Raw genomic sequence first — 21,125 nt, 5'->3', positions numbered from 1 at the left:
GGAAGTCGTAGGGGCTGGTGCGGGGCTTGTACGCGCCCGCGCGCGTGGTCGAGATACCCGCCGCGCGCAGCGCGCGGAACGTGGCCTCCAGGTTCTCGCGTGTGTCGACCGCGCACACGCCGGGGAACAGGAAGAACGAGTCCTGACTGAAGTGGACCCCGTTGTACTCGAAGCCCACCGCTTCGGCCTGCCCTTCGTGCCGGCCGACCGTGCGGTAGCGCTCGCGGATGCGAATCACTTTCTCGACCGCCGGGAACTCCTCGAAGGGCTCCGAGGAGATGGAAGCCGTGGGGCCGAGCAGGTAGATCTCGGTCAGCGTGCGCATCGAGCCGCGAATCACATGGACTTCGGTGCGGATGTCGGGGTGGCGCTCGGCCATGCGGATCACCTGGCGCGTCTCGGGCGCCTCGGGTCCGAACTCGGCCTTCATCACGATGATCACGGCGGGGATCCTAACGTGGTGCGGCCGCCCCGTGCTACCGGGCGCCGCGCGCCTGGAACAGACGGAACAGCCACTGACCCACCACGCCGACGAGCGGCGGCAACAAGACGGCAGGAATGAAGCGCGCCCAGGTGAGCGGCCAGCCGATCAGCGGCGCCTCGTAGGTCAGCATGCGGATCGGGCTGACCAGCGTCTTGGCGGTGATGAGCGTGATCAGCGCGCCCGCCGACACGCCCTTCGCCCACAGACTCGCGACCACCGGGAAGAACACGTACGGGCCGCCTGGGATCAAAAGGCCCGCGAGCCAGGCGATCAGGATGCCCCGCGGGCCGCGGTCCTCGCCCAGCCAGCGCACGAGTGACTCCTGCGGCACCAGTACGTCGAACAGGCCGGCCAGCACGAAGCCGAGCGCGAGCTCGAGCCACACGCCGCGCACCAGCCGCGCGCTCGAGGCCAGACCTGCCGCGGGCAGCGCGGGGTCCTGCGCCCAGGCCCAGGCGAGCGCGGCCAGAGTGAGTCCCAGCAGGATCCAGAGGTTCGCGTCCATGCCTCTCCGCCGTTTCATGGCGCCGTGGGCGCGCGCCGGTACACGAGCTCGCCGCCCGCGTCGGGCTGCTCGGCCGCGTCACGTGCGGCGCGCACCAGCGCGTGTCTCGGCGACAGGCGGCACGCCGGGTCGGTCGCCGCGGCGTCGCCCGTCAGGTGGAAGGCCTGGCAGCGGCAGCCGCCGAAGTCGAGCGTCCGCCGCTCGCAGCTCCTGCAGGGCTCCTGCATCCAGTCCTCGCCGCGGAACGCGCGAAAGCCGGCCGAGTCGTTCCAGATCGCGGCGAGTGACTGGTCGCGCACGTTCTCGAAGCGCAGGCCCGCGATCGTGCGCGCCTGGTGACACGGCAGCGCCAGGCCGTCGGGCGCGACCAGCACGATGCTGCGCGCCCAGCCGCCCATGCACGGGCGCGGGACGTCGGTGTGGTAGTCGGGCAGGACGAACAGCAGCTCCATGCGCCCGCGCAGGCGTTCGGCTGCGGCGCGTGCGGCTGCGCGCGCGGACTCGATCGCCGCGCGGCTCGGCACGAGCTGCGCGCGGTTCGCGAGCGCCCAGCCGAGCCAGGTCGTGTTGGCGAGCTCGAGCCGCTCGGCGCCGAGTGTCTCGGCCAGCGTCACGAACTCGTCGATGCGCTCGATGTTGGAGCGGTGCAGCACCACGTTCAGCGTGAGCGGCAGCTCGAGCTCGGCCACCCAGCCCGCGACCGCGCGCTTCTGCTCGAGCACCTCCACGCCTGCGATGCGGCGCGCCTCGGGCGCGCGCACGTCCTGGAACGAGAGCTGGAGCGCCGTCAGGCCCCGTGCCTTGAGCCCGGCCAATCGCTCGCGGTCGAGCGGCACGCCGCTGGTGATCAGGTTCGTGTACAGATCGAGCGCGCGCGCCTCGGCCACGATCTCCTCGAGGTCGTCGCGCAAGAGCGGCTCGCCGCCCGACAGGTTCACCTGCACCACCCCGAGCTCCGCGGCCTGGCGCAGCACGCGCCGCCAGTCACTCGCGTCGAGCTCCGGGCGCACGCGGTCGACCTGCACGGGGTTCGAGCAGTACACGCAGCGCAGCGGGCAGCGGTAGGTGAGCTCGGCGACCAGCGTGTAGGGCCGCTCTGCGCGCGTCACGGCTCCGTCCCGCGCAGCAGGCTGCGCTCGGCGAGCTGGGTGAGGAACGTTCTCACGTCCTCGGCCAGTGACTCGTGTGCGCCGTGGCGCTGCGCCAGCTCCGCGATGATGTCCGACACGCAGCGCTCTCCGCTGCACAGCCCCAGGATCTCGGCGCCGGTCACGTTCAGCGCCAGCCCGCGCTCCGGATACAGCAACAGGGTCTCGCCGGTCTTCTGGTCGACGCGCAGCCGCGCCTTGGGCGCGAGCCGCGGCTTCGCCGAGAGGGCGATCACGGCCGGGCCGCCGTGGCCGCCTGCACGCAGTCGAGCAGGTGCCACAGTACCTCGGTCTTGCGCACGAGCGCCGCGACGCACGCCTCCTGCAGCTCCGCGCGGGTGGCGCGCGCGGTCACGAACGCGATCGCCTCCTGCGAGTCACGGCGCGCGAACGTGACCCGGTTCTTGAAATACTCCAGGCCCGCGGCGGCGATCCACGGGTAGTGTTTCTCCCAGGCCGCGATGCGCGTCGACATCAGGTCGGGCGCGAAGAACTCGGTGAGCGAAGACGCCACCGCCACCACCAGGTCGGCATCGCGCACGAGTGACACGTAGCCGTCGCATGCGAAGCGCACGCCCGGCAGCACGCGCGCGCACGAGCCGACCTCGTTCGCATCCAGCCCCACGGCCTCGGCCAGCCGGAGCCACTGCGCGAGCCCGCCCTCGCCCGCGCGCTCGCCGTCGTGGTCGCGCAGGCGGTGGATCCACATGCGCCGGAACGCGGGATCCTCGGACTTGGACAGGATCAGCGCGTCCTTGATCGGGATGCGCGTCTGGTAGTAGTAGCGGTTCAGCACCCAGGCGCGCAGCTCGTCGGGCGTGAGTGACCCCTCGTGCATGCGCAGGTGGAACGGGTGCGTGTCGTGGTAGCGGCGCGCGCCCTCGGCGCGCATGCGCGCGACGAAGTCGTCGGCGGAGAGCGCGCGAGTCACAAGTAGAGCTCCAGGCCGTCGTGCGCGACCTCGACGCCGGCGGCCTCGGCTGCGGCGCGCTCGCGCCCGTCTTCGCGCAAGAGCGGATTGGTGTTGTTCACGTGGATCAGGATGCGCCGCCCGGGCAGCTTCGCGAGCCAGGCCAGGCTCCCCTCGCTGCCGCCCACGGGCCAGTGCGCCATGTCTTCCGCGCGGCGCGTGCCGAGTCCGGCCGCGACCAGCTCGTCGGAGCTCCAGAACGTGCCGTCGAAGAACACGCAGTCGGCTGCCTGCGCCGCATCGGACACGGCGCGCGACGCACCCGCCACCGCGGGCAGATAGGCCAGCACGCCGCCCGTCGCCGGGTCGCGGATGCGCAGGCCGACGTTGTCCTCGGGCGAGGCGGCGCGCGTGCGCTCGAGGTGGAGCGGCAGCTTGCCGGGCACCGGGAGCGCAGTCACGAACAGACCCGTGTCTCCCAGCGCGAGCTCGCGCCCGAGCTCGAGCGCGTGCCAGGTCACCTGCCCCTCGAACCGTTCCAGCGTGGGATACAGCGTGTTGCCCGAGGTGAAACCGCTGCGCACCGCCGCGGTGGCCCAGACGGAGATCGGGTGTGACTCACGCAGCGACAGGAGTCCCAAGGTGTGGTCGAGGTCGCCGTTCGTGAGCACGATGCCCGACACCGGCGAGTGTCGCTTCGCGCGCGGCCAGAGCGGCGCGAAGCTCTCGAGCTGCGCGCGAATCTCGGGCGACGCGTTCAAGAGCAGCCAGCGCTCGCCGTCGGCCGAGACGGCGACCGACTCCTGGGTTCGTGCGCGGGCCCGCAGGCTGCCGGCGCGCAGGCCGGCACAATTCGCGCAGCCGCAGTTCCACTGGGGGAAGCCGCCACCGGCGGCCGACCCTAGAACTCGAAGCTGCACGGACCTCTGAGCTTCGGGCTACGCCTCGGTGGCAGAGGCGCGCTCGGAAGAGGTGACGAAGGGCGGGTAGTCGCTGCCGTCCTCGTCGCCCTGGTACGCGCCGATCTCGGCGCTCATGTTGATCTCTTCGAACGCGGGTGTCGTCCAGTCCATGGATTCAGGCTACGCCAGGCCCCTGGGGGGGTCAACCGCCCGTGCGACCGAGCACTCAGGGCGCTTGTGGGTAGAAGACCAGCGCGCGCACCTCGATGCTCTCGCGTGGCGGCGCACCCGCACGGGTGGCCGGATCGTCGAAGGCGCTGTGCGCGCTGAAGCGGGCCGTGCCGTCCTCGAGCGAGTCGTAGGTCTTGATCAGCAGCGCCTCGTCGCGCCGCAGCTTCGAGTAGAAGTACCAACGGTGCGCGGGGTTGTAGCGCACCGAGTAGACCTCGCCGACGCGATCGGGGTACACGAGGTCGGTTGGAACCAGGTCGTCGGGGCGGATCGAGCGCGCGTCGCAGACCGCCAGCGGCGTGGTCTCGATCGGCCCGCGGATCGAGCGCCAGACGTTGATCACGGAGTGGCGCCCGCGCAGCCGGCACTCGGCCTCGTCGGCGGGCAGATGGTCGCTGACGCGGCGTTTGCCCGAGAGCGCCGTGTAGTCGTTGTGCACCGAGCGCACGGGCTCGCGCACGCCCTTCGCGCGCTCGTCGGCCGCGGAGCGCAGCGTGTGGTCGAAGATCACCACCGCGTCCGCACCGGTCGTGCGTTTCAGCAGCGCTTCGACTTCCGGGTAGTACACGGTACGCACCTCGGCCTCGTCGAGGAAGTCGCGCACCTCGGTCGTATGGGCGACCAGCGCGAAGCCCTCGCGGTCGAGCCGCGCGGCCTCCGCGAGCTTGCGCGCGTCGCTGATCTCGACGCGGTGCGGCTCGCCGCGGCTGCGCTGCGGCACCCCCTGCGGCGGCGTGTAGGTGTACGTCACGGGCTTGGTCGCGCTGGGCGCCAGGTAGTTCAGAGTCGCTTCGGTGCCGGGGAGCTCGAGTGACATGCGCTAGCCCTCGTCGATCGGGAGGCCGATCCAGTGTGCGTTGGGCGCCGGAAGTGGCGCCTGGGTTCGATGCGACCCCCCAGGCCCGGCGTTTCCCGCGTCGAGCGCCAGGCCGATCCTCTGTGCGGACGTCTCCGGGATCGGAGTCTCGAGCGTTTCCAAGAGCCACGAGAGCCAACGCAGCATCACGCCGCGTCCCGGTTGTAGGAGGTCGAGTCACCGGTGAGTGACTTGCTGGTGCGCCCGCCCACGCCCACGGGCAGGTCGCCCGCGATCGTGACTCGTTGGAGCCGTCTCGGCTCGCGACCGAAGTCCGCGATCGCGCGGTGCTGGGTGGCCCGGTTGTCCCAGAAGGCGACGTCGCCCGGGCGCCAGCGCCAGCGCACGGTGTTCTCGGGCCGCGTCACGTGCTTGCGAAACACTCCGAGCAGCGCGGAGGAGTCGCGGAGCGAGAGACCCACGATGCGGCGCGCGAAGCCGCCCAGGAACAGCGCGCGCTCGCCGGTCTCGGGATGCACGCGCACCACCGGGTGGATCGTCTCGTAGCGTACCGACTCGAAGACACGCCCGTAGGCGCGGAGAGACTCGCTGGGACCGGCCGGACCCGCGGCCACGTAGTCGAACTGGTTGGTGTGCACCGCCTCAAGCGAGTCCGCGAAGGTCTGCAGAGCGACCGGCAGGTCCTCGTAGCCGGCGACCGCATTGGCCCAGAGCGTGTCTCCTCCCAGCGCTGGCAGCACGACGGCCCGCAGGACCGAGCCGAGCGGCGGGCGGTCGACGAAGGTCACGTCGCTGTGCCACTGGACCGCGACGTTGCCCTCGCGCGCATCGACGTCGAGCACGTTCGGATGCTCGCGCACGCCCGGCACCGTCGGATGCGCGCTCGTGACCGGTCCGAAGCGGCGGGCGAAGCGCTGCTGTGACGCCGCGTCGAGCCGCTGATCGCGGAAGAACAGCACCTTGCGGCGCAGCAGCGCCTCGCGCACGAGCTCGATCACCCCCTCGTGCACGTCTGCAGACAGGTCCACTCCGCGCACCTCGGCGCCGATCCGGCCCGCAACGGGAATCACTTCGATGCTGTGTGGCACGGCAGGGTCCTCCTAGATACCGGCGCCGTCATGGAAGACGTCGTCGCGGCGCGAGCGCGCCTGGGTCACATGGCTGCCGGCGGGAACGCTGCGCGTGAGCCAGATGTTGCCGCCGATCACGGAGCCTCGACCGACGATGATGCGGCCGAGGATCGTGGCGCCGGCGTAGATCACCACCTGGTCCTCGATGATCGGGTGGCGCGGCATCCCCTTCACGGGCCTGCCGTTTCCGTCGAGCGGGAAGTCACGCGCGCCGAGTGTCACCCCCTGATACAGGCGGACGCGGTTCCCCAGCAGTGCCGTCTCTCCGATCACGACGCCCGTGCCGTGATCGATGAAGAAGTGGTCTCCGATCCGGGCGCCGGGGTGGATGTCGATCCCGGTGTTCGCGTGCGCGTCTTCGGAGATGATGCGCGCGAGCAGCGTCGCCCCCAGGCGGTGAAGCTCGTGGGCCAGCCGGTGGTGGGTGATCGCGGTGACGCCGGGGTAGCACAAGAGCACCTCGGCTCGGCTGTGCGCCGCGGGGTCGCCGTCCAGCGCGGCCCGCAGGTCGAGCTCCAGCGCGCTGCGCACGGCGGGCAGGCGCAGTGCGAACTCACGCACCAGCTCGCGCGCGCGCTGCGCGGCCGTAGGTGCCTCGAGCTCGACCGTGTCGTACAGCAATCCGCGCCGCACCTGCTCCTCGAGCGCGCGCAGATTCGCATCGAGCGTCGTGCCGACGAAGAAGTCGATGCTGGTCTCGGTGAAGTCACTCACGCCGAAGTGGGACGGGAAGAGCGCCCCGCGCAATCCGCGCACGGCGCTCACGAGCGCGTCGCGCGACGGGCGCTCCCGGCGCCGTTCCTCGTCGCGGCGCTCGGCGGTTCCGTTGCGCGAGGTCCGCAGAGCCGAGACGAGCTTCTCGAGGTCCCAGCTCGCGGACTCCTCCACGTCGCCGCGGTCGGCCAGACGGATCGGGACCGTCGGGGCGCTCACAGCGCGAGCCCCTCGGAGTCGAACACACCCTCGAACAGGCTCGAGCTGAGATAGCGTTCGCCCGAGTCGGGCAGGATCACGACGATGGTCTTGCCGGCGCACTCCGGGCGACCGGCGATGCGCACCGCGGCCGCCACCGCCGCTCCGCTCGAGATTCCGGACAGGATGCCTTCCTCACGCGTGAGCGCGCGCGCGAAGTGGATGGCTTCCTCGTTCGTGACCTGCTCCACCGCGTCGATCAGCGACAGATCGAGCACCTCGGGCACGAAGCCCGCGCCGATGCCCTGAATGCGGTGGGGGCCCGGCTTCGGCGGCTCACCCGACAGGGTCTGCGAGATCACCGGACTCGCGGCCGGCTCGACCGCGATGCTCGTGATCGCCCGGCCGCGCGTGCGCTTGAGATAGCGAGAGACTCCGGTGATCGTGCCACCCGTACCGACGCCCGAGACCAGGACGTCGACCGTGCCCGCGGTGTCGTCCCAGATCTCCGGTCCGGTGGTGCGCTCGTGGATCTCGGGGTTGGCCGGGTTCTTGAACTGCTGCAGCAACACGAAGCGGTCGGGATCGGACTTCGCGATCTCCTCGGCGCGCTGGATCGCTCCGGGCATGCTGCGCGCGCCCTCGGTGAGCACGAGCTTGGCGCCGTAGGCCGCGAGCAGCTTGCGGCGCTCCAAGCTCATGGTCTCGGGCATGGTGAGTGTGATCGGGTAGCCGCGGGCCGCCGCCACGAAGGCCAGGGCGATGCCGGTGTTTCCGCTCGTCGGCTCGATGATCTCCTTCCCGGGACCGAGCAGTCCGCGCTTCTCCGCGTCCCAGACCAGCGCCGCGCCGAGCCGGCACTTCACCGAATACGCAGGGTTGCGTCCCTCGATCTTCGCGAGGACCAGCGCCCGCGAGTCCTTCGTGACCCGCCGCAGCCGCACCAGCGGGGTGTGTCCGATCGAGAGTGCGTTGTCGTTGAACCAGTGAGTGCCCTGGAGTGACATGCCCGGGGCGTGTGCATCTGGGGTGCCAAGCCCTGCGAGCCTGCTGCGATCGCCCGAGCCCGGTGCTCGGGCGCCGAGCCATCAAATGCGACGGAAGTCCCGTCACTCGGCGGAAAATCCGTGATCGGCGCCGAGCAAGAGGGACCGTCAGGGCCGCGCGCGGAAGCGGCGCCAGTCGATCCCGAGCTTGCGCATGCGCGCGCGCAGCGTGTGCGGGTTGATCCCCAGCGCGCGCGCCGCGCCGAACGGTCCCTCGATCCGCCCGAACGTGCGGCCGAGCGCGGCCTCGATGTGCCGCACCATGGCGTCGTCGAGTCGCGCCGCCGGCTCGGCTGCCGCCGGAGCGGGAGCCGGCTCGGGCGCACCGGGTGCGCGCGCGGCCGCAGGCCCGAGAGCCTGCGCGACCTCGAGCGCGCGGCCCTGGCCCAGCAGCACCGCGCGGTCCATCACCGCGCCGAGCTCGCGGATGTTTCCGGGCCACGCGTACGCCGCGAGCAGGCTCACGTCGTCGCGCGTCGGAGACAGTGCCGGCAGCCCGAAGCGCGTGGCGGCGCGCAGCGCGAAGTGAGTCGCGAGCGCAGCGATGTCTTCGGGCCGCTCGCGCAGCGGCGGCAGGTGGACCACGAACACGGCGAGCCGATACCACAGGTCCTCGCGGAAGCGGCCTTCCGAGACCATCTGGTGCAGGTCGCGATGAGTCGCGGCCACGATGCGCACGTCGGCGTGCAGTGGCCGCGTGCCGCCCACGCGCTCGAAGCTGCCGTCTTGCAGGATGCGCAGCAGCCGCACCTGCGCGGCGAGCGGCAGCTCGCCGATCTCGTCGAGGAACAGCGTCCCGCGGTCGGCGCGCTCGAACCAGCCCTTCCGCAGAGCCGACGCGCCAGTGAAGCTGCCGCGCTCGTGCCCGAACAGCTCGGAATCGATGAGCCCGGCCGGGATCGCGCCGCAGTTCACGCGCAGGAACGGCCCGCTCGCGCGCGCGGAGCGGGAGTGGATCGCGCGCGCGGCGACCTCCTTGCCCGAGCCGGTCTCGCCGAGCAAGAGCACGGGCACGTCGGAGGGCGCCGCCAGCTCGATGCGCTCCATCGAAGCGCGCAGGCCCGAGTCGGCGCCCACGATGTTCTCGGACAGGTCCTCGCGGCCGAGGCGAGTCAGGAGGCTGCGCTTGTCGGCCTCGGCTGCCTGGCGCAGGCCCTCGAGCTCGGCGACGCGCCGGTCGTTCTCGAGCGCGACCGAGAACGGCTCGACCAGCGCGCGCGCGATCTCCTCGTGCTCGCGATCGAAGTGTCTGGCCGCGCGCGCCACGAGCACCAGCACGCCGGCCGGCTCGTCCTCGCGCAGCAGGGGACTCACCAGCACGTCGCCCGCGATTGAGTCCGGAATCAGCCCCGGCGCACGCTGCGCGACTTGGGCCGCCGGACCGCGCAGCGGCCGGCGGCGCCCGCAGAACGCGGTCAGCTCCGCGACCTGGGCTGCCGACAGGGCGTCGCGTCCGTGCGGCAGCTGCTCGTCGGAGTCGTGGCGTGCTGCGGCCACGGTCTCGAGGCTCGGGTGCGCCGGGTCGAAGCGGCGCACCCAGAGCTGGTCGACCGGCAGCCGGCGCGCCAGGAGCGGCGTGCAGCGGCGCACCGACTCCCCGATCTCGAGGTGCCGGCCCACCTCGCGCCAGATGTCGAGCAAGATCGGAGCGAAGCGCTCCATTCAAGTTCTCCAGATTTTTCCAGATTATATCACAGATTCTCTTTCGATAGTGATATGAATTTCCGTCTCATGCGCTGGATTATCAGCGCTTCGACCCCCCAACCCGGCCTTTCTGCGTGTCCCGTGCCGCGGCACGGCCCTTGCTCGAGGGGCCTCGCGCAATCCGCACAGGGAGCAGGACATGATTCGGGGATGGGCGGCGCTCGGCGTCGCGGGAATCGCTCTGTCACTCGCGCTGGGGGCGCGCGTGGCGAGCGCGCAGGGGGCGAGCGACAAGGCTGCGCTCGAGCAGCGGGTGGACGAGCTCGAGCAGGAGCTGGCGCTGGTCAAGCGCAAGCTCGAGGTCGCAGACGAGACTCAGTCGTCCAAGGGTCCGCAGCCGGTGCTGGGCGCGGGCTCCGACGGCTTCACGCTGCGCTCGGCCGACTCGAACTGGGTGCTGAAGCTGCGCGGCTACACCCAGTTCGACACGCGCTTCTTCGACGACGCGCCGGCGAACCGCGCGGCGGGTCAGGACACGTTCTTCTTCCGGCGCATCCGCCCGCTGCTCGAGGGCACGCTGGGCGGCGTCGTCGACTTCCGCATCATGCCGGACTTCGCCGGCGGCACGGCCGTGATCCAGGACGCCTGGGCCAACGTGCACTACATCCCGGAGGCCGCGCTCGAGTTCGGCAAGTTCAAGGGGCCGGTCGGGCTCGAGAGGCTCCAGTCCGCGACCGCGATGTGGTTCGTGGAGCGCGCGCTGCCGACGCAGCTCGTGCCCAACCGCGACCTCGGCATCATGCTGAACGGCGTCGTGCGCGAGGGCCTGTTCAGCTACCAGCTCGGCTGGATGAACGGCGCCGTCGACAACACCCAGACGGTGAACGGCGACGTCGACACCGGCGACGACAAGGACATCGTCGCGCGCGTGTTCTTCCAGCCCTTCCAGGACACCGAGATCGGCGCGCTCCAGGGGCTGGGCGTGGGCTTCGCCGCGACCTACGGCCACCAGGAAGGCGCACCGGGCTCGTACAAGACTTCGGGCCAGCAGACCTTCTTCGCCTACCGCGCCAACGTGACTCAGACCGGCGCGCGCTACCGCTACGCGCCGCAGGCGTATTGGTACTGGGGCCCGTTCGGGCTGCTCACCGAGTACGTCTACGAGTCGAGTCAGTACCGGCGACCGACCTTCTCCGACATCCGCGCGAACAACTCGGCGTGGCAGGTCGCGGTGGGCTGGGCGATCACCGGCGAGAACGAGTCGTACAAGGGACTCGTGCCCAGCGTCAACTTCGACCCGTTCAGAGGCACCTGGGGCGCGTGGGAATTCATCACGCGCATCAGCCAGCTCAAAGTCGACGACTCGGTCTTCGACGCGAACTTCGCCGACCCGACCGTGAGCGCCGAGGCCGCGAAGCTCTGGAGCGTCGGCATCAACTGGTACCTGAACCGCAACGTGAAGCTCGCGGTCAACTACGACCGCACCACCTTCCGCAGCTACGCGAGCAACCAGGACCGGCACGACGAGGGCGTGCTGCTGGGCCGCTTCCAGCTCGCGTTCTAGGAGCCCCCCATGCGACGATTCACTCTCTGCCTGCTCGCCGTCTCGACGCTCGCCGCCGCCGGCGCGCGCGCCGACAGCGAGCTCCTGAACGTGTCCTACGACCCCACGCGCGAGCTGTACGCCGACTACAACCAGCTCTTCGCCAGACACTGGCAGGAGCAGCACGGCGAGACGGTCACGATCAACCAATCGCACGGCGGCTCGGGCAAGCAGGCGCGCGCGGTGATCGACGGGCTCGAGGCCGACGTGGTCACGCTGGCGCTCGCGGGCGACGTGTCCGCGCTGTACGAGAAGGGCCAGCTCGTGCCGCGTGACTGGCAGTCGCGCCTGCCCAACAACAGCTGCCCGTACACGTCGACCATCGTGTTCCTGGTCCGCAAAGGCAACCCGAAGGGCATCCGGGATTGGGACGACCTGGCCAAGCCGGGCATCGCGGTGATCACCCCGAGCCCGAAGACCTCGGGCGGCGCGCGCTGGAACTATCTCGCGGCCTGGGGCTACGCGCAGCGCAAGTTCGGCGGCGACGAGCAGAAGATCCGCGCGTTCGTGGCCGCGATCTACAAGAACGCGCCGGTGCTCGACGCCGGCGCGCGCGGCTCGACCACGACCTTCGTCGAGCGCGGCATCGGCGACGTGCTGATCGCGTGGGAGAACGAGGCGCTGCTCGCGATCGAGCAGCTGGGCAAGGGTCAGTTCGAAATCGTGGCGCCGTCGATCTCGGTGCTGGCCGAGCCTCCGGTCAGCGTCGTGGACGCCGTGGCGCGCCGCCACGGCACGAGCGCCGTCGCGGCCGAGTATCTCCACTATCTCTACTCGCCCGAGGCCCAGGACCTGATCGGGAAGCACTTCTACCGCCCGACCGAGGCCGCTGCTGCCGCGAAGTACGCGGGCCAGTTCCCCAAGCTCGAGCTGCTGTCGATCGACAAGGACTTCGGCGGCTGGAAGAAGGCGCAGGCGACCCACTTCGCCGACGGCGGGATCTTCGACCAGATCTACGTCCCGGGGCGCTAGCCGTGACACGTGGCAGCAACGGCGTGTTGCCGGGCTTCGGACTCACGCTCGGCTTCTCGGTCCTGTATCTCTCGCTCCTGGTGCTGGTGCCGCTGTCGGCGCTGTTCTTCCGCACCGCCTCGCTCTCGGTCGCGGACTTCTTCGCCGCGGTCGCCTCGCCGCGCGCGATCGCGGCCTACCAGCTCAGCTTCGGGGCATCGTTGCTGGCGGCGCTCGCCAACGCCTTCTTCGGGCTCGTGCTCGCCTGGGTGCTGACCCGCTACCGCTTCCCGGGCCGCGAGCTGGTCGACGCGTTCGTCGACCTGCCGTTCGCGCTGCCCACGGCGGTGGCCGGCATCACGCTCACCACGCTCCTGGCCAGGAACGGCTGGCTCGGGCAGTTCCTCGAGCCGCTCGGTATCCACGCCGCCTATACACCGTTGGGTGTCACAATCGCGCTCACCTTCATCGGCCTGCCGTTCGTGGTGCGCTCGGTGCAGCCGGTGCTCGAGGATCTCGAGGCCGAAGCCGAGGAGGCCGCGGCCAGCCTGGGCGCCGGCCGGCTAGAGACCTTCCGGCGCGTGCTGTTCCCGGCGCTCTGGCCCGCGCTCGTGACCGGCTCGGCGCTCGCGTTCGCGCGGTCGCTGGGCGAGTACGGCTCGGTGGTCTTCATCTCGGGCAACATGCCGCTGCGCACCGAGATCGTGCCGCTCTTGATCGTGACCAAGCTCGAGCAGTACGACTACGCGGGCGCCACGGCCGTGGCCACCGTGATGCTGGTGTCGTCGTTCGCGCTCCTGCTCGCGATCAACGGCTTGCAGGCGATCGGCCGGCGCCGCCTCGCGGGCGCAGGAGCGGGCGAATGACGGCCGCGACACTGACTCACGAGACCGGCCAAGCCAGCGCGCCGTCGCTGCGCGCGGCGCTCCAGGACCCGCCCGCGGTGCGCTGGACGCTTTTGGTCCTGGCACTGGGCTTCGTGTTCCTGTTCCTGTTCCTGCCGCTCGCCGCCGTGTTCGTCGAGGCGTTGTCGGGCGGACTCACGACTTACTGGGCGGCGATCACCGATCCGGTCGCGCTCAAGGCCATCGAGCTCACGCTGATCGTCGCCGCCGTCTCGGTGCCTCTGAACGCGGTGTTCGGCGTCTCCGCGGCCTGGGCGATCGCGCGCTTCGAGTTCCCGGGCAAGAACCTCTTGATCACGCTGATCGACCTGCCCTTCGCCGTGTCACCCGTGATCTCGGGCCTGATCTTCGTGCTCTTGTTCGGCGCGCAGGGCCTGTTCGGCCCGTGGCTCGTCGAGCACGGCGTGAAGATCATCTTCGCCGTGCCGGGCATCCTGCTCGCGACCACCTTCATCACCTTCCCCTTCGTGGCGCGCGAGCTGATCCCGCTCATGCAGGAGCAGGGCTCCGAAGAGGAGGAGGCGGCGATCTCGCTGGGCGCGAGCGGCTGGCAGATGTTCCGGCGAGTCACCCTGCCGAACATCCGGCTCGGCCTCCTGTATGGGATCGTGTTGCTGAACGCGCGCGCCATGGGCGAGTTCGGCGCCGTATCGGTCGTGTCGGGTCACATCCGAGGCAAGACCAACACGATCCCGCTGCACGTCGAGATCCTCTACAACGAATACCAGTCGTCGGCCGCCTTCGCCGTGGCCTCGCTGCTCGCGCTGCTCGCGCTCGTGACGCTCGTCGCGAAGCGCGTGCTCGAGTGGCGCCTGCGCCGGGAGAGACTCACTTGAGCATTGAGGTGCGCGATCTCTGGAAACGCTTCGGAGACTTCACCGCGCTGCGCGACGTGTCTCTGCACGTGGAGCCGGGCGAGCTGCTCGCGCTGCTCGGCCCGTCCGGCTCGGGCAAGACCACGCTCCTGCGCCTGATCGCCGGGCTCGAGCGGCCCGACACGGGCACGATCTCCTTCGAGGGCGAGGACGCCACCGAGCGCAGCGTGCGCGACCGGCGCGTGGGCTTCGTGTTCCAGCACTACGCGCTGTTCCGACACATGACGGTGTTCGAGAACGTCGCCTTCGGCCTGCGCGTGCGGCCACGTGAGACACGGCCCGCCGAGCCCGAGATCCAGGCGCGCGTGCACGAGCTGCTCGACCTGGTGCAGCTCGAGGGCCTGGCCCGGCGCATGCCGACCCAGCTCTCGGGCGGCCAGCGCCAGCGCGTTGCGCTGGCGCGCGCGCTGGCGGTGCAGCCGCGCGTGCTCTTGCTCGACGAGCCGTTCGGCGCGCTCGACGCGCGCGTGCGGCGCGAGCTGCGCCGCTGGCTGCGCAAGCTGCACGACGAGCTGGGCATCACGAGTCTGTTCGTGACTCACGACCAGGAGGAGGCGCTCGAGCTGGCCGACCGGATCGTGGTGGTGAACGAGGGCCGCATCGAGCAGGTCGGCACGCCCGACGAGGTCTACCGCCGGCCCGCGACGCCCTTCGTGTTCGGGTTCCTGGGCGAGGCCAACTGGCTCTCGACCACGATCGACGGCCGCAAGGCGCGCATCGGCTTCCGGCCCGACGACCTCGAGATCGCGCTCGGCCCGCTCGACGGTCACTCCTTCGCCGCGCGCGTGAGCCGCGTGCAGTCACTCGGTGGCCGCGTCAAGCTCGAGCTCACCTCGGCCGCGGGCGCGCTGGTCCGCGCCGACGTGCCCGCCGAGCGCGTGCGCACGCTGGCGCTCTCGCCGGGCGCCGAGGTCTGGGCCGCCCCGCGCGAGCTGCAGGTCTTCGAGTCCGATTGACTACGTTCGCCTGCGGCTCACTGCGCGCTCCTTCGGAGCTTGCGGCCTCGCTCAGGGCGGCCTTCGCTCGGCGGTCCAGTAAGCTTGTGGGATGAAGCTCGGCATCTCGGTTCGGACCATGGGCCCGCAGTCGACCCGCGAGACGCTGGTCGCGTGCGCGCGCGCGGCTGAAGAGGCCGGCCTCGACGAAGTCTACGTACCCGACCACATCGCCATCCCGCCCGACGACGCAGAAGGCTCGGGCGGGCGCTATCTCGATCCACTCATCGCCCTGACCTGGATCGCCGCGAAGACGGAGCGCATCGGCCTGGGCACGGCGGTGCTGATTTTGCCCTATCGGCCGGCGCTGCCGACCGCGAAGGTGATCGCCACGCTGCAGGAGCTGTCCGGCAACCGACTCACTGCGCTCGGCGTCGGCGTGGGCTGGATGGAGCCCGAGTTCCGCGCGCTCGGCCTGCCGCGCGCGCGCCGCGCGCGAGACGCCGACGTGGTGCTCGAGCTCCTGGTCGACGCCTTCCGCTCCGACGTGGTCGAGCGCAACGGCCAGAAGTTCCTGTTCCTGCCCCGGCCGCCGCGCCCGCAGATCCTGATCGGCGGCGCCGCGCCGCACGCGCTGGCCCGCGCCGCGCGCTTCGGCGACGGCTGGATGCCGATCGGTGCCAAGCCCGCCGACCTCGCGCCCCACGCGGCGCGCCTGCGCGAGCTGTTTCTCGCGGCCGGCAAGCCCGCACCCGAGCTCGCCGTCATGACTCGCCTGCCGCTCGAAGAGCCCGCTCGCGCCGCGGACCTGGCGCACGCCTACGCCGAGCTGGGCGCGACCCGGCTCGTCCACGCCAGCCGCTACGCCGACGCCGCCGAGTTCGCGCGCTCCGCGCAGGCGATTGCGAGTAGAATCCGGGCATGAAATTCGGCCTCCACGGGATCAACATCGGCGTGTGTTCCGAGCCGGAGGCCGCGGCGCGTGTCGCGCGCGCCGCCGAGGACGCGGGCTTCGACTCGGTCTGGACCGCCGAGCACGTGGTGCTGCCCGACCCGCAGGTGCCGCCCTCGCCCGCACCGCCGCACATGAAGTTACTCGACCCGGCGGTCGCGCTCGGCTTCCTCGCGGCGCACACCACGCGCGTGCGGCTCGCCACGGGCATCATCATCCTGCCGCAGCGCAACCCGGTGGTGCTCGCGAAGGAGCTGGCCACCGTGGACCGGCTCTCGAAGGGGCGACTCATCTTCGGGCTGGGCGCCGGGTATCTGAAGCCCGAGTTCCAGGCGCTCGGCGCGCCGTTCGCGGACCGCGGCCGGCGCACCGACGAGTACATCGAGGCGATCGTCGCGCTGTGGCGCGAGGAGAAGCCCGAGTACAAGGGTGAGTATGTCGCCTTCGGCGGCATCCAGGCGCAGCCCCGGCCGCTCCAGTCACCCCACCCGCCGATCGTGGTCGGCGGCATGAGTCCGTCCGCGCTGCGCCGCGCCGCGCGCTACGGCAACGGCTGGTACGGCTTCGCCCTCGACCTCGAGGCGACCGGCCGTGCGATCGAAGGTCTGCGCGCCGCGGAGCAGCGGCTCGACCGCGACCCGGCGCTCGGCCGGCTCGAGATCACAGTGACTCCGCCCGGCTCCAAGCTCGACCTCGACACGGTGCACCGCTACGCGGCGTTGGGCGTCGACCGGCTGGTGCTCATGGGCTCCGGACGCAGCGCCGACGACCAGATCGCCGCCGTGGAGCGCGCCGAGCGCGAGCTCGTGCGCCCGCTCGCGGAGTGACTCCGGGCCGGGTAGCTTAGGGCCATGTCGTCTGCCCCCGGCTTCCGAGCGCTGTTCGCCCCGTGCGCCGCGGGGCTGCTCGCGGCCGCCGCGGGCTTCGCGCGCGCCCAGGGGTCCATCGAAGAGGTCGCAGACTGCGCGATCCGCAATCTGCCGCCTTCGGCCCACGCCCATGCCAAGCTGACCACGCGCGCGAAGGGCGGCGCCGAGACGGCAATCGACGTCGAGTTCTGGAGCTCCACGAGCGCCGAGGGCACCCGCAAGGTCGCGGTCGTGCAGCGCGGCGGTCCCGCCAGCGGCTTCACGGGCTACCTGGTGAGCGACGGCGACGCCATCGGCGAGGCCTGGGCGGTCTCCAAGAAGGACGGCAAGGCCAGGAAGATCGAAGAGCGCGGCGCAAGAGCGCGCATGTTCGCCACCAACCTGAGTCTCGAGGACTTCGCGCGCTTCGGGCGCGTGGTGTTTCCCGGTCAGGTTCGCCGCCGGCCAGACGGCGAGATCGACGGCCGCAAGACCTTCGTGGTCGAGACCAAGCCCGCGCCCGACGCGGGCTCCGAGTACTCGCGCATCGTGACTTCGATCGACCGCGAGTGGTGTCTCATCCTGCGCCGCGAAGGCTACGAGGCGGGCTTCGACAAGGGCGCCAAGCCGCGCAAGGTGTACCAGGTCGCGCCCGCCGACGTGAAGGTCCAGGACAAGTTCGCCAACGGCATGCGCGGCCGGATGGACGACGCCAAGGACGGCTCGTCGACCGAGCTGCAGGTCGTCGATCTCGAGGTGCCCGCGAAGGTCGACGAGAGTTTCTTCACGCCCGCGTCGCTCGAGCGCGCGGCTCACTGATCGGATCCCAGAACGCGTGATGGCCCGTGCCCTCCGCTTCATGGCGGCCCACCCCTGGGCCGTGCTGGCGCTGGCGCTGCTGTTTTCGGCGGCCGCCGCTCCGGGTGTGTACGACTTCCGCGCGGGTCAGTGGCGCGTCGACTTCGATCCGTCGGCCGACCGGCTGATGGCGCGGCACGACGACGCCGGTGAGTTCTATCGACTGACTCGCAAGCTGTTCGGCAGCGACGAGACCCTGATCGTGGGCCTGCTGGCCGACGACGTGTTCCGTGCCGAGCCGCTGACTTCGCTCCTGCGCATCTCGCAGCGCGTGAGCGAGCTGCCGGGCGTGCACCACGTGAGCTCGCTGGCCACGGTCGCGGTGCCCCACGGCGACGCCGACGACATCCGCCTGTCGCCGCTCTTGGTGCGCGTGCCCGACGGTCAGGCCGACCGCATGGCGCTGCGGCGCGCGGCGCTCGCCAACCCGCTGCTCGCGGGCCGGCTGGTGTCACGCGACGGACGGCTCGCCGCGATCGTGGTCGAGCTGGCCGACGTGTCCGACCGCGTGCTCATGCGGCGCGCGCTCGACCTCGAGATCATGGACATCGCGCACCGCGAGGCGCGGGGCGTCGAGGTGCAGATCACGGGGCCCCCGCGGCTCAAGCGCGCCGCGGCCGAAATGACTGCGGGCGCCCTGCGCGGACGCCTGCCGCTCGCCCTCCTGTGCGTGTGCGCGGCGCTCACCTTCGCCTTCAAGACCGCGCGCGGCATGCTGCTGCCGCTCGTGACCGTGGCGCTCGCGCAGCTCTGGACCTTCGCGCTGCTGGGCGCCCTGGGCCGGCCGCTGAACAGCGCGACCGTGGGATTGCCGCTGGTGCTGGTGATCCTGTCACTGATCTACCCGGTGCACGTGATCGCGGCCTACTACGACGAGATCCGCGAGTGGCCGGAGCGGCCCACCGCCGACAGCATGGTGCGCGCGCTGCGGCGCGTGGGCATGCCGATGCTGCTGGCCGCGCTGACCACGGCGGCCAGCCTGCTCGCCGCGGTGCTGACGCCCGTGAGCGCGCTGCGCGAGTTCGCGGCGTTCGCGCTGGCCGGCACGCTGGTCGCGTTCGCGGCCTCGGTCACGGTGACTCCCGCCATGCTGCTCGCGTTCGGGCGGCCGAGCGGCTTCAGACGCGGGCCGGCGCCCGTGCCCCCCGACCGCTATGCGCGCTTCGCCGCGCGCGTGGCGCACGTGGTCATGCGCTGGCGGCACCCGTTGATCGCGGCCTTCATCGGGCTGTTCGCCGTCTCCGCGCTGGCCGCGGTGCGCGTGCGCACCTCGACCGACCTGCCGCACGCCTTCCCACGCGGTGACTCGTTCCGCCAGGACTTCGACGCGCTGAACCGGCGCCTCGACGGCGCGACCTCGCTGCGCGTGGTGGTCGAGGGCGACGCCCCCGACACGTTCACCGTGCCCGCCAACGTGCGCGAGCTCGAGCGGCTCGAGGACTGGCTCGAGTCACAGCCCGACGTCGGCGGCGCGACCTCGCTCGCCGACTGGCTCAAGGTGTGGAACGGCGCGCTGTCCGAAGGCGGGCCGCCCGCGCTCGCGCTGCCCGGCACGGCCAGCCTGACCGCCGAGCTGCTCGCGCTGGGACGCGGCGACGAGCGCGACTCACTGGTCGACGGCGCGCTGCAGCGCGCCAACCTGGTGGTCTACACGCGCTCGGTGTCCACGGGCGACATCCGCGCGCTCGCGGCGCGCATCGAGTCGCACCTGGCGGAGCTGCCGGCGCCGTTGCGCGGCCGGGTCACCGGTCAGGCGATCGCCTTCCAGCGGCTCACCGACGCCATGGTCGAGGCGCAGCTCGAGAGCCTGGTGTTCGCGCTGATCGTCGCCTACGCGATCCTGTCGCTCTTGTTCCTGTCGCCGTGGGCGGGCCTGCGCGCGCTGGCGCCCAGCGCGGTCGCGCTCGCGTTCTGCTTCGGCTTCTTCGGCGCGGTGAACGCGCCGCTGTCGCTCGCGACCGCGATCGTCCCGCCGATCGTGCTCGGCTTCGCGCTGAACGGCACGATCCACTACTTCATGCGCTTCACCGCCGAGGCGCGCCGCCTGGCCGACGAGGAGGCCGCGGCCGCGCGCGCGCTCGTGGGCGCCGGCCGGCCGGTCACGTTCGCGACGCACGCGCTGATGCTCGGCTTCCTGGTGCTCGCCACCGGCCCGATCGGCGAGCTGCGCTGGCTGGGAGTCACTGCTGCGCTCTCGCTCGGCGTGGCCTGGCTGTGCGCGTTCGTGCTGGCGCCCGCGCTGTGCGCCGACCTGCACTTCGTGACGCTGTGGGACACGCTGTCGCTCGATCTCGGCGCGACCCCGCAGCGCTCGATCCCCCTGCTGCGCGACCTCACCGCCGCGCAGTGCCGCATCGTGGGCCAGCACGGCACGCAGCGGCGCGTGCCCGCGGGCCAGCCGCTGCTGCGCTCGGGCGACGAGGGCCGCGAGATGTTCCTGGTGATCGACGGCGTGCTCCAGGCCTCGATCGAGACTCCACACGGCCGCGAGGTGCTGAACCGCTTCGCGCGCGGCGACCTCGTGGGCGAGGTCAGCTACTACACGCGCAAGCACAGCGCCGAGATCGAGGTGCTGGAGCGCGCGCGGCTCCTGCGACTCAGCGAGCGCGGTCTCGCGCAGCTCGAACGGCGCGCGCCCAAGATCTCGGCCGTGCTCTACCGGAACCTGGCGCGCATCCTGGCCTCGCGCGTGGCGGAGACGACGACGCGGATTCAGTAGGTCCGACGCCCACGAAGGGTGGCCATATGGAATACTGCGCGACCATGTCGTTCACACTCTCCGAGCACGAGTCGAAGGAGCTCCTGCGCGCGGCGGGGATTGCGGTGCCGGACGAGCGGCTCGTCGACTCTGCCGACGCGGCGGTGCGCGCGGCGCAGGAGCTGGGGTTCCCGGTCGCGCTGAAGCTCTGCGGCCGCAAGATCGCGCACAAGACAGAGCGCGGTCTGGTGAAGCTCGGGCTCGGCGATGCGGCCGGGGTGCGCGCTGCTGCCGAGGCGCTCTTCGCCGCGCGGCGCGCCGACGACGGCGACGCGCGGGTGCTGGTATGCCGCATGGTGAGTGGCCGGCGCGAGGTGATCGCGGGCCTCGTGCGCGACCCGCAGTTCGGCCCGTGCGTGATGCTCGGGCTGGGCGGGATCTTCGCCGAGGCCGTGGGCGACGTGGCGTTCGCGGTCGCGCCGCTCGCGCGCGGCGACGCGGAAGACCTGATCGACGCGCTGCAGTACAAGAACGTGCTGGGCTCGTTCCGCGGCGAGCCCGCGGTCGACCGGGCCGCGCTCGCGAGCGTGCTCGAGTCACTCGGCAGGCTGGGCGCCGAGCGCGCCGACGTGCGCTCGGTCGACATCAACCCGCTGATCGTCGCGGGCAGCCAGCCGGTCGTGATCGACGCGCTGGTCGAGCTCGAGGGAGACGCGCGGTGAGCGCCGTGGTCGAGCGCTTCCGTCCGCTCTTCTATCCGCGCGGCATCGT

Annotated in this window: 22 protein-coding genes; 10 read left to right on the top strand and 12 right to left on the bottom strand. The window is 71.4% G+C overall.

What is annotated here, in order from left to right; genetic code table 11:
* The 12 genes from VMR86_13220 to VMR86_13165 form a co-directional block, all read right to left on the bottom strand.
* The coding region (locus VMR86_13220) for a 3-deoxy-7-phosphoheptulonate synthase (protein HTO08002.1) at positions 1–442 on the bottom strand (442 nt) is incomplete at its 3' end.
* A 34-nt stretch (positions 443–476) separates the two neighbouring features.
* Positions 477–1,007 carry a permease gene (locus tag VMR86_13215; GenBank protein HTO08001.1) on the bottom strand — a complete coding sequence of 177 codons (531 nt, stop codon included), beginning with the start codon at positions 1,005–1,007 and terminating at the stop codon, positions 477–479.
* Positions 1,004–2,098, bottom strand: a complete 1,095-nt coding sequence (pqqE, locus tag VMR86_13210; GenBank protein ID HTO08000.1) for a pyrroloquinoline quinone biosynthesis protein PqqE — start codon at positions 2,096–2,098, stop codon at positions 1,004–1,006. The genes VMR86_13215 and pqqE overlap by 4 nt, the downstream gene beginning before the upstream one ends.
* Positions 2,095–2,373, bottom strand: coding sequence for a pyrroloquinoline quinone biosynthesis peptide chaperone PqqD (pqqD, locus tag VMR86_13205; GenBank protein ID HTO07999.1), 279 nt, complete (start codon positions 2,371–2,373; stop codon positions 2,095–2,097). The genes pqqE and pqqD overlap by 4 nt, the downstream gene beginning before the upstream one ends.
* A complete protein-coding gene (pqqC, locus tag VMR86_13200; protein ID HTO07998.1) occupies positions 2,370–3,068 on the bottom strand; it encodes a pyrroloquinoline-quinone synthase PqqC in 699 nt (232 codons plus the stop codon). The genes pqqD and pqqC overlap by 4 nt, the downstream gene beginning before the upstream one ends.
* Positions 3,065–3,967, bottom strand: coding sequence for a pyrroloquinoline quinone biosynthesis protein PqqB (gene pqqB, locus VMR86_13195; GenBank protein HTO07997.1), 903 nt, complete (start codon positions 3,965–3,967; stop codon positions 3,065–3,067). Before pqqB ends, pqqC begins: the two co-directional genes overlap by 4 nt.
* 18 nt (positions 3,968–3,985) lie before the next feature.
* Positions 3,986–4,120: a pyrroloquinoline quinone precursor peptide PqqA gene (gene pqqA, locus VMR86_13190; protein HTO07996.1), complete on the bottom strand. Its 135-nt coding sequence runs from the start codon at positions 4,118–4,120 to the stop codon at positions 3,986–3,988.
* A gap of 55 nt (positions 4,121–4,175) precedes the next feature.
* Positions 4,176–4,997, bottom strand: a complete 822-nt coding sequence (locus VMR86_13185) for a CmcJ/NvfI family oxidoreductase (protein HTO07995.1) — start codon at positions 4,995–4,997, stop codon at positions 4,176–4,178.
* Positions 4,998–5,182: 185 nt separating this feature from the next.
* Positions 5,183–6,085 (bottom strand): TauD/TfdA family dioxygenase, encoded by a 903-nt coding sequence (locus VMR86_13180; protein HTO07994.1) that lies wholly within the window; start codon positions 6,083–6,085, stop codon positions 5,183–5,185.
* A gap of 12 nt (positions 6,086–6,097) precedes the next feature.
* Positions 6,098–7,015, bottom strand: coding sequence for a serine O-acetyltransferase EpsC (gene epsC / locus VMR86_13175; GenBank protein ID HTO07993.1), 918 nt, complete (start codon positions 7,013–7,015; stop codon positions 6,098–6,100).
* 41 nt (positions 7,016–7,056) lie between these two features.
* Positions 7,057–8,046 carry a cysteine synthase A gene (cysK, locus tag VMR86_13170; GenBank protein ID HTO07992.1) on the bottom strand — a complete coding sequence of 330 codons (990 nt, stop codon included), beginning with the start codon at positions 8,044–8,046 and terminating at the stop codon, positions 7,057–7,059.
* Between the two features lie 147 nt (positions 8,047–8,193).
* Positions 8,194–9,747, bottom strand: coding sequence for a sigma 54-interacting transcriptional regulator (locus tag VMR86_13165; protein ID HTO07991.1), 1,554 nt, complete (start codon positions 9,745–9,747; stop codon positions 8,194–8,196).
* Positions 9,748–9,928: 181 nt separating this feature from the next.
* Here VMR86_13165 and VMR86_13160 point away from each other — a divergent pair, with 181 nt between their 5' ends.
* The 10 genes from VMR86_13160 to VMR86_13115 all read left to right on the top strand — a co-directional run bounded on the left by VMR86_13160 (position 9,929) and on the right by VMR86_13115 (position 21,076).
* Entirely contained in the window at positions 9,929–11,293 is a 1,365-nt protein-coding gene (locus VMR86_13160; protein ID HTO07990.1) for a porin, read from the top strand.
* A 9-nt stretch (positions 11,294–11,302) separates the two neighbouring features.
* Positions 11,303–12,304 (top strand): sulfate ABC transporter substrate-binding protein, encoded by a 1,002-nt coding sequence (locus tag VMR86_13155; protein ID HTO07989.1) that lies wholly within the window; start codon positions 11,303–11,305, stop codon positions 12,302–12,304.
* Positions 12,305–12,306: 2 nt separating this feature from the next.
* Positions 12,307–13,149, top strand: a complete 843-nt coding sequence (gene cysT, locus VMR86_13150) for a sulfate ABC transporter permease subunit CysT (protein ID HTO07988.1) — start codon at positions 12,307–12,309, stop codon at positions 13,147–13,149.
* On the top strand, positions 13,146–14,024 hold the full coding sequence (cysW, locus tag VMR86_13145; GenBank protein ID HTO07987.1) for a sulfate ABC transporter permease subunit CysW: 879 nt from the start codon (positions 13,146–13,148) through the stop codon (positions 14,022–14,024). Before cysT ends, cysW begins: the two co-directional genes overlap by 4 nt.
* Complete coding sequence (locus VMR86_13140) at positions 14,021–15,019, top strand: sulfate ABC transporter ATP-binding protein (GenBank protein HTO07986.1); 999 nt, start codon at positions 14,021–14,023, stop codon at positions 15,017–15,019. Before cysW ends, VMR86_13140 begins: the two co-directional genes overlap by 4 nt.
* 91 nt (positions 15,020–15,110) lie before the next feature.
* A complete protein-coding gene (locus VMR86_13135; protein HTO07985.1) occupies positions 15,111–15,923 on the top strand; it encodes a TIGR03619 family F420-dependent LLM class oxidoreductase in 813 nt (270 codons plus the stop codon).
* Complete coding sequence (locus VMR86_13130; protein ID HTO07984.1) at positions 15,920–16,777, top strand: LLM class F420-dependent oxidoreductase; 858 nt, start codon at positions 15,920–15,922, stop codon at positions 16,775–16,777. Before VMR86_13135 ends, VMR86_13130 begins: the two co-directional genes overlap by 4 nt.
* Before the next feature lie 24 nt (positions 16,778–16,801).
* Complete coding sequence (locus VMR86_13125) at positions 16,802–17,617, top strand: outer membrane lipoprotein-sorting protein (GenBank protein ID HTO07983.1); 816 nt, start codon at positions 16,802–16,804, stop codon at positions 17,615–17,617.
* Between the two features lie 19 nt (positions 17,618–17,636).
* Positions 17,637–20,375: an MMPL family transporter gene (locus VMR86_13120; GenBank protein HTO07982.1), complete on the top strand. Its 2,739-nt coding sequence runs from the start codon at positions 17,637–17,639 to the stop codon at positions 20,373–20,375.
* A 44-nt stretch (positions 20,376–20,419) separates the two neighbouring features.
* Positions 20,420–21,076: an acetate--CoA ligase family protein gene (locus VMR86_13115; GenBank protein ID HTO07981.1), complete on the top strand. Its 657-nt coding sequence runs from the start codon at positions 20,420–20,422 to the stop codon at positions 21,074–21,076.
* Positions 21,077–21,125: the final 49 nt, after the last annotated feature.

It is taken from the genome of Myxococcota bacterium (assembly GCA_035498015.1).
Lineage (GTDB): Bacteria > Myxococcota_A > UBA9160 > SZUA-336 > SZUA-336 > VGRW01.
This window is presented reverse-complemented; position numbering and strand designations above follow the sequence as displayed.